The organism is Brachyspira pilosicoli (genome assembly GCF_008016535.1).
GTDB classification, from domain to species: Bacteria; Spirochaetota; Brachyspiria; order Brachyspirales; family Brachyspiraceae; genus Brachyspira; species Brachyspira pilosicoli_A.
Map to the genome: position 1 here is coordinate 41,135 of NZ_SAXY01000074.1, position 13,095 is coordinate 54,229.

General features: G+C 30.4%; 13 protein-coding genes and 1 pseudogene. 3 read left to right on the forward strand and 11 right to left on the reverse strand.

The genetic code is table 11. The features are described 5' to 3' along the window. Nucleotides 1-7: 7 nt before the first annotated feature. The 11 genes and pseudogenes from EPJ72_RS12375 to EPJ72_RS13220 form a co-directional block, all read right to left on the reverse strand. Nucleotides 8-274 (reverse strand): HPr family phosphocarrier protein, encoded by a 267-nt coding sequence (locus EPJ72_RS12375; RefSeq protein WP_147732421.1) that lies wholly within the window; start codon nt 272-274, stop codon nt 8-10. 127 nt (nt 275-401) lie between these two features. Further along, nucleotides 402-1,184 carry a type III pantothenate kinase gene (locus tag EPJ72_RS12380; RefSeq protein ID WP_147732422.1) on the reverse strand — a complete coding sequence of 261 codons (783 nt, stop codon included), beginning with the start codon at nt 1,182-1,184 and terminating at the stop codon, nt 402-404. Nucleotides 1,185-1,186: 2 nt separating this feature from the next. Further along, on the reverse strand, nt 1,187-2,581 hold the full coding sequence (locus EPJ72_RS12385) for a CCA tRNA nucleotidyltransferase (protein ID WP_147732423.1): 1,395 nt from the start codon (nt 2,579-2,581) through the stop codon (nt 1,187-1,189). Between the two features lie 138 nt (nt 2,582-2,719). After that, nucleotides 2,720-3,082, reverse strand: a complete 363-nt coding sequence (locus EPJ72_RS12390) for a DUF1667 domain-containing protein (RefSeq protein ID WP_147732424.1) — start codon at nt 3,080-3,082, stop codon at nt 2,720-2,722. 43 nt (nt 3,083-3,125) lie between these two features. Continuing rightward, nucleotides 3,126-3,998, reverse strand: coding sequence for an arginase family protein (locus EPJ72_RS12395; protein ID WP_147732425.1), 873 nt, complete (start codon nt 3,996-3,998; stop codon nt 3,126-3,128). A gap of 69 nt (nt 3,999-4,067) precedes the next feature. Beyond that, the gene (locus tag EPJ72_RS12400; RefSeq protein WP_147732426.1) at nt 4,068-5,342 is read right to left on the reverse strand and encodes an NAD(P)/FAD-dependent oxidoreductase; all 1,275 of its coding nucleotides are present in this window, start codon (nt 5,340-5,342) and stop codon (nt 4,068-4,070) included. Nucleotides 5,343-5,506: 164 nt separating this feature from the next. Continuing rightward, nucleotides 5,507-6,946, reverse strand: a complete 1,440-nt coding sequence (locus EPJ72_RS12405; RefSeq protein WP_147732427.1) for an NAD(P)/FAD-dependent oxidoreductase — start codon at nt 6,944-6,946, stop codon at nt 5,507-5,509. Between the two features lie 174 nt (nt 6,947-7,120). After that, nucleotides 7,121-8,605 (reverse strand): glycerol kinase GlpK, encoded by a 1,485-nt coding sequence (gene glpK / locus EPJ72_RS12410; protein ID WP_147732428.1) that lies wholly within the window; start codon nt 8,603-8,605, stop codon nt 7,121-7,123. Between the two features lie 24 nt (nt 8,606-8,629). Next, complete coding sequence (locus EPJ72_RS12415) at nt 8,630-9,373, reverse strand: MIP/aquaporin family protein (RefSeq protein WP_147732429.1); 744 nt, start codon at nt 9,371-9,373, stop codon at nt 8,630-8,632. 43 nt (nt 9,374-9,416) lie between these two features. After that, nucleotides 9,417-9,916: pseudogene (locus tag EPJ72_RS12420) on the reverse strand (rubrerythrin family protein). 314 nt (nt 9,917-10,230) lie between these two features. Continuing rightward, entirely contained in the window at nt 10,231-10,374 is a 144-nt protein-coding gene (locus EPJ72_RS13220; protein ID WP_199749296.1) for a hypothetical protein, read from the reverse strand. Nucleotides 10,375-10,540: 166 nt separating this feature from the next. On the opposite strand from EPJ72_RS13220, the gene serS reads away from it, so the two are divergent. The 3 genes from serS to EPJ72_RS12435 all read left to right on the forward strand — a co-directional run. Then, nucleotides 10,541-11,821, forward strand: a complete 1,281-nt coding sequence (serS, locus tag EPJ72_RS12425; RefSeq protein ID WP_147732430.1) for a serine--tRNA ligase — start codon at nt 10,541-10,543, stop codon at nt 11,819-11,821. Continuing rightward, nucleotides 11,821-12,147: a TfoX/Sxy family protein gene (locus EPJ72_RS12430; RefSeq protein ID WP_147732431.1), complete on the forward strand. Its 327-nt coding sequence runs from the start codon at nt 11,821-11,823 to the stop codon at nt 12,145-12,147. The genes serS and EPJ72_RS12430 overlap by 1 nt, the downstream gene beginning before the upstream one ends. A 158-nt stretch (nt 12,148-12,305) precedes the next feature. Then, nucleotides 12,306-13,095, forward strand: a 790-nt coding sequence (locus EPJ72_RS12435) for a type IIL restriction-modification enzyme MmeI (protein WP_439897275.1), incomplete at its 3' end; no start/stop codon positions are given.

Sequence of the window (13,095 nt, forward strand, 5' to 3'; positions counted from 1 at the left end):
AATAATATTAATCTTTTAAATTAGCTAAAAACTCTTCTATCTTTTTCAAAGCTTCCTCTTCATTTTCTCCATCACAATATACAGTTAAAACAGAACCTTTCTTTACACCAAGTGATAATACTTTTAAAAGCGATGATGCATTAACTTTCTTTCCTGCCTCATTTTCTATTTCTACTTTACAATTAGTTAAAGTTTTTATAAATGTAACAAATTCATTACCAGGTCTTGCATGAAGACCTGTTTCATTTTGTATAGTAACTTGTCCTTTAGTCATATGAACTCCTTTTTTACATATTATATATTAAAGTATATCAGTTTTTTGTGTTTTGTCAAATAAGAAATATTTTAGTACAAAAAAATATAGATTTTGTATTTAAAAGTTAAATACTATAACATAAAAATTATTTTCTTCCATAATGCGTATCTATCATATTAAAATATATTCCCTGCAATACCAAGTATGGGTATATTTTGCATTTTAATAGTTTTAAATTTGATATACCGCCTGTAAGAAATATTTTGCTTTTTATATTATATTTTTCTTTAATAGTTTTTTTAATTTCTGCAACACTATAATTGGCAGCACCTATTGTATTATAAATAGAGCCAGCTATTAATGCATCTTCAACATTATTATTAATAGGGTTAGGAAGACCTGTTATTTCTCCTATATTAAAATATGGCAGAGAAGTTTTTCTTGATAATGCAAAAGAACTAGTTTTAGTACCCGGCATAATCATACCACCTAAAAATACAAAATCTGAAAGCATAATACTTATTGTGGTAGCTGTACCCATATCTATAACAATAGAAGCATATTTATTTTCTTCATTGAAGCCTTCTAAGCATATTGAAGCGTAGGTTGAAAGAAGTCTATCTATACCAACGGAATCTTTTGGCTCATACATGTTACCTTTTAATTGTATATCTTTATGTGTAACTCTGTATACATCTTTTTTTAATATATCTTGTACTGATGAAACAAACATATCATTTACTTTAAAAGATACACTGCTATAAAAAACTTTATCTATTTTTCCATCAAAATTCTTTTTTATCTCTCTTAAAGTTTTAAATAACCCCAAAGCATTATGCTCATTAGCATTAAAATATATAGGGTTATGGTTATCATCAAATATAGCTGATTTTATTCTAGTATTTCCAATATCTCCTATTAAATACATAATCAAGCCTCATTATTAATATTATTGCTTTCTAGAAAATTTCTAGTTTTTTCTAATAAAATATCTTTTTCATTTAGGTCTGGTTCATCTAATATTAAATCTAAGAGATAATTAAGTATTTTGCCTATCATAGGTCCTTGCTTCAAATTGAACTCTCTAATCAAATCATTTCCATCAATTTTTAAATCTTTAACAGTGATAGCATTTTCTGCTTCTATAATTTTTTCTATTCTCGCTAAAAGTTTTGGTATCGCTTTACTTTCTTTATCTTTTCTATTACCGCTTCCAATTCTATCTGCTTCTCTTAATTTTAATAAAGGTTTAATGTTTTCAACACCAACAGCACGCATAAACCTTCTAACAGCTCCGTCAGTCCATTCATCTTGATAATAAAACATATGCTGCCTTACTAAAAGAGTAACAAACTCTATTTCTGCATTAGAATATTTTAGTCTTTTCATTATTTTTTTAGCAACAGAAGAACCTACAACCTCATGATTATAATAAACAGGATCGTCCTGCTTTGATACTTTCTTTTGAACCATAGGTTTAGCAATATCATGAAATAATGCTGCTAATCGTACAAGTAAAGTTAATTGAGCATTTTCTAATGGTTCTACAGCTTGTATAGTATGAAGTATATGATAATAGACATCATATTTGTGAAACTTATTTTGATTAACTCCAAAACCTTGCATTAATTCTGGCATTATTAAAGGAAGAATTCCTGTTTTTCTAAGAAGTTCTATTCCTCTAAAAGGGTTGTTTGAAAGAAGTATCCCATTAAACTCTTCTCTTATTCTTTCAGCTGCAATAGATGCAAGCATGCCTGTAGAATGACATATAGCTTCAAATGTTTCTTTCTCTATTTCAAAGTTTAGTTTTGTAGCAAATCTAATAGCCCTCATTATTCTAAGACCATCTTCAGTAAATCTTTCATAAGGATTGCCCACAGAACGTACAATTTTTCTTTTTATATCTTTCATACCGTCAAACATATCTATCAATGTGCCATCTAATACATTATACGCCATAGCATTAATAGTTAAATCTCTTCTTGGCAAATCTTCTTCTATACTAGAAGCATATTCTACTTTATCTGGGTGTCTTCCATCGCTATAATTGCCATCGCTTCTGAAAGTAGTTATTTCTACATGCATATCTTCTATTATTACTAATACAGTTCCATGTTTTATACCTGTTGGAACGGTGTATTTAAACATTCTCTGCACGTCTTCTGGTTTTGCATCTGTGGTGATATCGTATTCATGAGGAGTTATACCCATTATAGAGTCTCTAACAGCACCTCCTACTAAGAAGCATTTAAAACCTTCTATATGTAAAATTCTTGCTATTTCTTTTACTGCATGCGGTATGTTTGTAAATATTTTTTTCACTAATTGCTATCCAACTTTTTTACTTTTTATTATTTAAATAGTATATACAATTTTTATCTTATTACAACTTTATAAACTAATAAAACGAAATCATTATATTGATAAAATAATAAAAGTCAAATATATATCAATAAAAAATTATTTTTTAATTTCAATGTTTCTAGTAGCAACTATATTAACACCAGCAGCATTTTGTACAACAATATCTCCTATATGAATAGGTGCTTGAACTTCTACAGTTTTTAAAGCCTCTAAACATTCATTAATTCTTGATTTTTCTATAGGCTCTTTAGTTTTTACAGGAAGCATTTTTAATTTTCCATTTTTTACTTTCACTATAGAAGTAACCATTCTTACAGGACGAACAACTTCATTTCTTGCATAAGTATCGCCTCTTTTGCAAGTGTTTCCGCTTACATTTAAAACATTACTGCCTTCTAATTCTACAGACAAACCACAGCCCATAGGGCAGCATATACAAGTTAATTCTTTTTTTTCCATATTTATTACTTCCTTATATTCTTTGTTTTTTAATTATATTGAGTTAATTAAATAAACTCAAATCAGCCATCATATTTTTTAGCATTATCTCAACTCTTGGCATATGTTCTGCTATAGTAAAGCCGACAATTTCCTTTTCTCTTGAAATATCATTTATTATTTTCACTGCTTCGTTTATCTTCATTCCATTAGGAGAAACGCCTACTGCAGCTATTATCTCATTAGGCTCAAGCACATCCAAATCAAAATGTATTAAAACTTTAGAGGTATTTGTTTTTTTAAGCCATTCTATTACAATTTCACTTGATGAAGAAGTGTCTTCAGGAGCAAAATGAGATATCCCGTATTCTTCTTGGCGTTTTTTTATCTCATCTCTTTCCCAATCTCTAAGCCCTACAAATAATATTTTATCAGCTGAAATTCTGCTTGGAAGTATAGAGCTTATATATTCATCAGCATTACCCATACAAGCACTAACAGCCATAGCATGATATCCAGCATAAGTATTATCTTTTGGCAAAGTGATATCAGGATGAGCATCTATCCAAATTAAAGCGATATCATTATTATACTTTTTGTTTAGATATGTGAAAGGCACTACACTTACAGAACATTCACCTCCAAAAGTTATTATTTTATCAGGATTATTTTTATTTAAAATATCCAATGCGTTTTTAGTTTGAGATACTATAAAATCATAATCCATAATGCCGTTTTTTATCTCTCTTTTTTCTATATCTAAAGAAACAGGAACTTCTATACTTTCATGGTTATTATTTTTTGGTGCAAGAATGCTAAGCAGTTTTGCACCAATATAATAACCTCTTGAAGAATCTTCAGCTTTTAGTTCAGGTATCCAATGAGAAATAATTCCGCCCTGCCACTGCGGATAAATTAATCTTATAGTTTTACTCATATATAAATAACCTCTTTTTGATATTTTTAATGCTTTTATTATATATCATAAAAATTGTTATTTAAAATTTTAATTGTCTTCTATTTTAAACTCAATATTTTTTAAGCCTTCTTTTGAAAGCATTGCTTTATCAAGTTTTACAGTCTCCATTTCTCCCGGAGCAAATATTAAATGCTTTTTATGCATTACTCTTTCACCATCAAAATAGACATTCAAGAATTTATTTTGAAATATATTGCTTACTCTAAATCTCACCATCACATGATCATCTACATTGTCAGTATTAATCATAGAAGGAACAGTGTATCTAACACCATTAGAACCTTTTAATAAAATAGAGTTTTTATCATCTCTTCTTTTGTTTTTAAGAACATAAGAAGCAGCACTATTACCTGCAGTTTCAGCCTCTTCAGATACAAAGTCTACTAAGTCGTGAACATGAAGTACATTGCCGCAAGAGAATACTCCGTCAATATTAGTTTCCAAGCTTTCATTAACTATAGCCCCAGAAGTAATAGGATTAATCTCAACACCAATCTCTTTTGAAAGCTCATTTTCAGGTATAAGCCCAACAGATAAAAGCAAAGTATCGCAGGAATAATATTCTTCAGTACCTTTAATAGGCTTCATATTCTCATCAACTTTAGCTATTGTAACACCCTCAAGTCTTTCTTTTCCTTTAATGTCAATAACTGTATGACTTAGCTTAAGAGGTATACCAAAATCGTCCAAACATTGAACAATATTTCTTTTAAGACCTCCGGAGAAAGGAAGTATTTCAGCTACTACTTTTACTTTAGCTCCCTCAAAAGTCATTCTCCTAGCCATAATAAGCCCTATATCACCAGAACCAAGTATAACAACTTCTTTACCAGGCATATATCCTTCAATATTAACTAAATGCTGAGCAGCACCGGCAGAAAATATTCCCGCAGGTCTAAATCCTGGTATATTTAAAGCCCCTCTTGAACGCTCACGACAACCCATAGCAAGTATTACAGCTTTGGCATTGATTTGAATAACACCCTCTTCTTTATTTATATAAGTAATTGTTTTTGTTTTATCGTCGTTAAGAACAATATCCAAAACCATAGTATTAAGTTTATAATTGATATTTAAATTATAAACTTTTTCTATAAACCTATAAGCATATTCAGGTCCTGTAAGCTCCTCACCAAATCTATGAAGCCCAAAACCATTGTGTATGCATTGATTTAGTATGCCTCCAAGCACATTGTCACGCTCTAACATAAGCAAATTATCTATTCCATTTTCTTTAGCAGAAATGGCAGCAGCAAGTCCAGCAGGACCGCCTCCTATAACAACAACATCATAAGATTGCATTTTTTACCTCGTTTATTTTTATATACTAAAAATTTTCAAGTTTGATAATTTTTTGTTGTTCTTTTTCCCGCAGCAAAAAGAACCAAAAAGTGCAAGTATAAAATTAGTACCAAACCGCAGTAGTTTTTTTATATATAAAAATATTTTATATAAAATACTAATTATTAAAAACTTTCCTTATCATAACCAATAACTATTTCAGAACCCTTACCGCATTTTGTAATAGTTATAGGTGAAACATTAAGCTCCCTAGCCAAAATCTCTATTATCTTAGGAGAGCAGAAACCGCCCTGACATCTTCCAAGCCCAGCACGTACACGCCTTTTTACTCCGTCAATAGATTTAGCTCCTATAGGGCTTTTTATAGCCTCTACTATTTCTCCCTCTGTAACCTTCTCGCATCTGCAAATAATATGCCCGTATAAAGGATTTTCTTTTATAAGTTTGTTTTTCTCTTCATTAGAAAGTGCATTAAAATGAGTAATTCCTTTTCTCTTTTCTATAAAGTTTTCTTTCTTCTCGAAATTTCCTTTTTTGCTTACTATATCAGCAACCATAACTCCTACAGCAGGAGAAGAAACAAGTCCAGGAGATTCTATACCAGCACAGTCAAAAAATCCCTCGCAGTCTTCAAGTTCTTTTATAATAAACTCATGATTATCTTCATGAGGACGAAGCCCGCAGAAAGAAGTAATAACTTTATTGTAAGGAATATTTTTCACTGTCATTTTGGATTTTTCTATAATCTGAGCAAGTCCGTCAGCAGTAGTGTTTAACCCTTCTTTGTCTTCTATATCAATAGCAGTAGGTCCAAGCATTATATTTCCATGAGCTGTTGGAGTAACTAAAATACCTTTTCCTAATTTTGTAGGCAAAGCAAATATTGTAGAAGTAACAAGATTATTAACTTCTTTGTCTAACAAAATATAATCACCTCTTCTAGGCGTTATATGTATTTTATTTTTACTCATCATGTTATGAAACTTATCAGCATAAACTCCAGTAGCATTTACAACATACTTTGTTTTTATAATGCCATTATTAGTCTCTGCTTCAAAAGTGCTGTCAGGGAGTTTTTTAATGTTGATTACTTCTGTATTAAATTTAAACTCCGCTCCATTAGCATGAGCATTTTCAGCATAAGCAATATTTAAAATGAAAGGATCAACTATACCCCCAGTAGGAGCATACAAAGCAGCACATACATTATCATTTAAGTTAGGCTCTCTTTTATGAACTTCCTCTCTGTTTAATATTTGAAGCCCCTCAACTCCATTTTTTATTCCTCTTTCGTATATTACTTTTAAATTAGGAATATCCTCTTCATTAGTGCAAACTACCAAAGAACCATTTTGTCTAAAAGGCACATCAAGGTCTTCTGCTATTTTTGGCATCATTTTATTACCTAATACATTTAATTTAGCCATAAGTGAACCATTAGTAGCATCAAACCCCGCATGTACTATTCCGCTATTAGATTTTGAAGTACCTGAGCAAACATCTTCGCCTCTTTCAACAACACATATATTAGCTTTGTATCTTGACAATTCTCTTGCTGAAGAAGTTCCTGAAACCCCTGCTCCTATAATCAATATATCATACATATATATATTTCCTCTAAATTTTTTATACAATAAAACTTTAAACTCTTTAGAATCAATAAAACAATTTTTTAATAAAATTGTCTATTATAAAATTAATTTCAAAAAAACAAGAATATAATATGCATATTAATATCTTACATAAATAAAATATCAATATGCATAATTAATGACAAATTATAAAGCCCAACCCTTAGCTCTTTCAACAGCCTTTTTCCAACCCATATATTTTTTGTTTCTTTCTTCTTCAGAAAGCGAAGGAGTAAATTCTCTTTCTAATTTCCATCTGTTAGCAATCTCATCTTTATCTTTCCAGAATCCTACAGCAAGCCCAGCCAAATAAGCAGCACCCAAAGCAGTAGTCTCTGTGATTTGAGGACGAAGAACTTTTGTATTGATGATGTCAGATTGGAACTGCATTAAGAAATTATCTCTGCATGCTCCGCCGTCAACTTTTAATGAAGAGAGTTTTACTTTGCTGTCTGCAACCATTGCATCAATTACATCTTTACTCTGATAAGCGATAGCCTCTTCAGCAGCTCTTATTATATGGCTTCTATTAACTCCTCTTGTAATACCAACTAAACAGCCTCTTGCATACATATCCCAATAAGGAGCACCTAAACCAACAAAAGCAGGCACTAAATAAACTCCATTTGTGTCTTTTACTTTAGTAGCAAAATATTCGGTATCCTTTGCATCATGAAGTAGTCTTAATTCATCGCGTATCCATTGTATAACTGCACCAGCTATAAATACAGAACCTTCTAAAGCATATTCAATTTTTCCATTATATCCAATACCTATAGTAGTGATTAGTCCGTTTTTACTTAAAATAAAGTTTTCACCAATATTCATTAAAATAAAACTACCAGTACCATAAGTGTTTTTTGTGTCCCCCTTATTAAATCCAGCCTGTCCAAATAATGCAGCCTGTTGGTCGCCTGCTATGCCTGATATAGGAACTTCTGCACCGTTAATATTAGCATATCCATAAACACAAGAAGAATCTTTTACTTCTGGAAGCATGCTTTTAGGTATATTTAACTCTCTTAAAATGTTATCATCCCATTTTAAGTCTTTAATATTATATATCATAGTTCTTGATGCATTAGTATAGTCTGTAACATGTACTTTACCGCCAGTTAGTTTCCATACAAGCCAAGTATCTATTGTGCCGAATAATAAATCACCTTTTTCAGCTTTTTCTCTGGCACCTGGAACATTGTCAAGTATCCATTTTATTTTAGTGCCTGAAAAATAAGCATCAACAACTAAACCAGTATTTTCTCTTATATATACATCAATACCTTTTTGTTTTAATTCATCACAAATAGGTGCAGTTCTTCTGCATTGCCAAACTATAGCATTATAAATAGGCTCTCCTGTGTTTTTGTCCCAAACAACAGTGGTTTCTCTTTGATTAGTTATACCAATAGCTGCTATCTCTTCTGGTTTAACTCCTGCAATCTGTATAGCTTCCTGTAATACTCCAAACTGAGTAGCCCATATTTCTGAAGCATTATGTTCAACCCAACCTTCATGAGGATAAATTTGTGTAAATTCTTTTTGGGCAACTGATACCATATTTTGATTATAATCAAATACTATAGCTCTGCTGCTAGTTGTTCCTTGATCTATTGCTACTACATATTTAGACATAATAATTAATCTCCTTTTATAAATTTATTGTTTTTTAGAAAATATATTTCCTATTGTAACATCATATACAATAGCTCCAAAAATTCCCCCAATTATAGGTCCTATTACAGGAACTATCCAAACATTACTTCCGTCTGTAAGTCCATTGTTTTTAAAACCTGCAACAACTGCAAAAAGTCTAGGTCCTAAATCACGAGCAGGATTAATAGCATAACCATGCATAAATCCAAATGACATACCTATAGCTACTATTATAAGCCCAACTATTATAGGTCCTAAATTAGCACCGGCAGGTGTATTGTTGGCATCACCTGTAGCAAGTATTAAAAATACTAAAAGAAATGTACCTACAACTTGGTCTATGAATCCATATAAAAATCCTGGAACTGCTGGAAAAGTGGCAAAAACCCCTGCAGTATTTTCAAAATTAGGATCAACCTCTATCCATTTACCATAATAAACAGCAAATACTATAGCAGCACCGATAAAGAACCCTATCATTTGTGCCACTATATAATACCAAACTTTAGACCATTGAAATCTTCCTGTAACGGCTAATGCTAAAGTAACAGCAGGATTTAAATGTGCTCCGCTTATTTTACCAGAAGCATATATACCAAATGTAACGGCAAGCCCCCAAGCAATATGTATGTTTATAGGAGCACCATTGCTGCCTACAACTACAGATGCTACAACTCCGCATCCAAATAACGCTATAAACATAGAGCCAATTATTTCTGCTAAAAATTCTGATTTTTTACTATACATAATTATAACCCCCATAAATTTTTAATTTATAATAATTAATTATTTAGTTTATTCCTCCAACTCTATATTGTTCGCATACAGGACATCTTTTTGGTGCTTTAGCCTCTGTATGTATATATCCGCATTTTTGACATTGCCATTTTGCTGTTTCATTACTTTTTTCACCTAAAAAGCCTTCAAACATATTTTTATGTCCTTCTTCTATTTTTGCTACATGTTCAAAAAGTATAGCTATGTCATTAAATCCTTCTTCTTTGGCTGTTTTAGCAAAGTTTAAATACATTTCTTCAGATTCATAAGTCTCTCCTGCAATTGCATCTTTTAAATTCTCTTCTTTAGATAAAATTCCATGATAATGCTCAAACCATAACTTTCCATGTTCCTGCTCATTTCTTGATGCTTTCTCAAAAGCTAATGCCAAGCTTTCCATTCCCTCTTCTCTTGCTTTTTCAGCGTAATATATATATATTTGCACCTTGCCATCGCCTCGCCAATAAAGGCTGTCTTTAAATTTTCACTAGTTTTTGAGTTTTTTAAATCCATGTTATTACCCCCCTAAAATATTAATGTTTTACAATTACATAGTATAGAAATTTTATTACTGAAATCAATATTTATATGTAAAAAAATATTTTTTTATTGATTTTTATTTACAAAAAAATTTGAAAAATAGCGGCAGTTAAATAGAAATATACCTAAGGATGGTATGGTTTATTGAAACAAAATTTATGCGAAATTTAATTAAAAATTATACTAAAAATACATTTGATATTATTATAATGTTAAATATACATATACATAGTATGTCTATAACAGTAAAATAATTTAAAAATAGAAATTATACATTTTATACATTTTTAACTTTTCCTCTTCTTGCAGCAGCATTCTTTGGATTCTCCTGAGCAGCCGCATTCTTTCTTTAATACTTTCTTCCTTAATGAAAAAAACATTATTATTATCGCTAATAGTATTATTATCGGTATTGCTATTATATCTATCATTATTTAAATATCTCCTTATATTTTGTTAGTATATTCTAACAAAATATCGAAACTTGTCAACCTACGTTTTATAATAAATTTTAGAATATTTATATTAAATAAACATTTTACTATTTTTAAAATTAGTAGTATAATTAATATAAATTTTTATTTAAGGATTTTGATTATGATAGATGTAAAATTAATAAGAGAGAATATTGAATTAGTAGAGGAGAACTTAAAAAAGAGAAGAAGTAAAGTTTCTCTTGACAAATTAAAGGCTTTAGAGCATGAGAGATTAGACTTTTTAAAAGAAGTAGAACAAGACAGAGCAAAGAAAAATGAATCTTCAAAAAAAGTCGGCGAATATATGAAAGCTGGAAAGAAAGAAGAGGCAGAAAAGATAAAAGAAGAGATGAAAACATTTACTGAATCCTTAAATAAAAAAGAAGAAAAATTAGCAGAATTAGAAGAGGCAGTTAATAACGAAATACTTTATTTGCCAAATATGCTTTCTGAAGATGTGCCTGACGGCGATGATGAGAAGGCAAACAAAGAAATAATAAGATGGGGAGAGCCTCGAAAGTTTGATTTTGAAGTGAAAGACCATGTGGATATAGCCTTAGGGCTTGATATACTTGACATTGAAAGAGCTGTAAGAATGGCAAGAACTCGTTTTTCACTTATGAAAGGAAAAGGGGCTGCATTAGAGAGGGCATTGATTAACTTTATGCTTAAAAAACACACAAGCGAGCATGGTTATACAGAATATGTGCCTCCTATGCTTGTTAATGGCAGAACTATGACTGGTACTGGTCAGCTTCCGAAGTTTGAAGAGGATTTATTTAAAACTACAGATGACCCTGCTTTATACCTAATACCTACTGCAGAAGTTCCTCTTACAAACATATACAGAGAAGAGATTATACCTGAAAATATGCTTCCATTATATTGTACTGCTTATACACCATGTTTCCGTTCTGAGGCTGGCTCTTATGGTAAGGATATGAGAGGTTTAATAAGACAGCACCAATTTGACAAAGTAGAGCTTGTAAAAATATGTGCTGCTGACAAGTCTAAAGAAGAGCATGAGAAAATGCTTAAAGATGCTGAGAGTATTTTACAGGCATTAGAATTACCTTACAGAGTGGTTGTTCTTTCTTCTGGAGACATAGGAAATGCTGCATACAAAACTTTTGATATAGAAGTTTGGCTTCCTTCACAAAACATGTACAGAGAAATTTCAAGTGTAAGTAACTGTTGGGATTATCAGGCAAGAAGAATGCAGATGAGAACTAGAAGAAACGGCAAAACTGAATTAGTACATACATTAAACGGTTCTGGCATTGCTGTTGGAAGAACTTGGATAGCTATACTTGAGAATTATCAGCAGGCAGACGGAAGCGTAATAATTCCAGATGTTTTAAGACCGTTTACTGGTTTTGATAAAATAGAAAAGGTTAATTAATGCCGTCATCTAAAGACTTTCTTAATATAGTATTAAACAAACTAGATTCTTTAGATGATATTAATTATAAACAGATGATGGGGGAATACATAATCTATTATAACAAAAAAATAACAGCTTATGTATGCGATAATCATCTTTTTATAAAGCCTACTGATAAGGCAAAAACTTTAATAAAAGATTATATATTAAAGCCGCCTTATAAAAATGCTAAAGATATGATATTTATAGAAGATATCAATAAATATGATGATGATTTCTTTGAGCATTTATTCAAAGAGATTTATGATGAGCTTCCTTCTATAAAGAAAAAAGCTAAAAAATAAATAAAACATTAAAGTGCAAATCCTAAACAAGGTTTGCACTTTTTTATTGTTCTTTTCCATAAATTTTAATCAAAAAACTATATCACTAGTAAATTATCACATTTTTAAGTTTTTATAAAAATATGTTATAATAAAGAATAGATTAGGAGTTTATATTTATGGCTAATTTATCTTGGAATGAAATAAAAAACAGAGCTTTGGATTTTCAAAAGAAATGGGAAAATGAAAAAAGAGAAAATGCTGAAAAACAAACTTTTTATAATGAGTTTTTTGAAGTTTTTGGATTAAGCAGAAGAAGAGTTGCAAGTTTTGAAGAACCTGTAAAAAAATTAAATAATAGACAGGGGTTTATAGATTTATTTTGGAAAGGAGTTTTAATTGTTGAGCATAAATCTTTAGGAAAAAACTTACAAGAAGCTAAAGCACAGGCATTTGAATATTTTGAAGGATTAAAAGAAGGAGAACTTCCAAGATATATATTAGTTTCTGACTTTAATAATTTTGAACTTTTTGATTTAGATGAAAATGAGGAATATAGATTTGAGTTTAAAGATTTTTATAAGAATATAAAATTATTCGGCTTTATAGCAGGATATCAGAAAAGAGTTTATAAAGATTTAGAGCCTGCCAACATAAAGGCTTCAGAACTTATGGGAAAACTATATGACAGACTTGCAAAAAATAATTATAAACAGCATGATTTGGAATTATTTTTGGTGAGGGTGCTTTTTTGTTTGTTTGCTGATGATACTGGAATATTTAAAAATGAAGATTTTAAATATTTAATAGAAGATAAAACAAAAGAAGACGGAAGCGATACAGGAATATGGCTTCATCAATTATTTGAAGTGCTTGATACAAAAATAGAAGAGAGACAAACTAATTTAGATGAAACATTAAAAGAGTTTCCTTATATTAATGGGTCTTTATTTGAAAATGCAGTTAAGA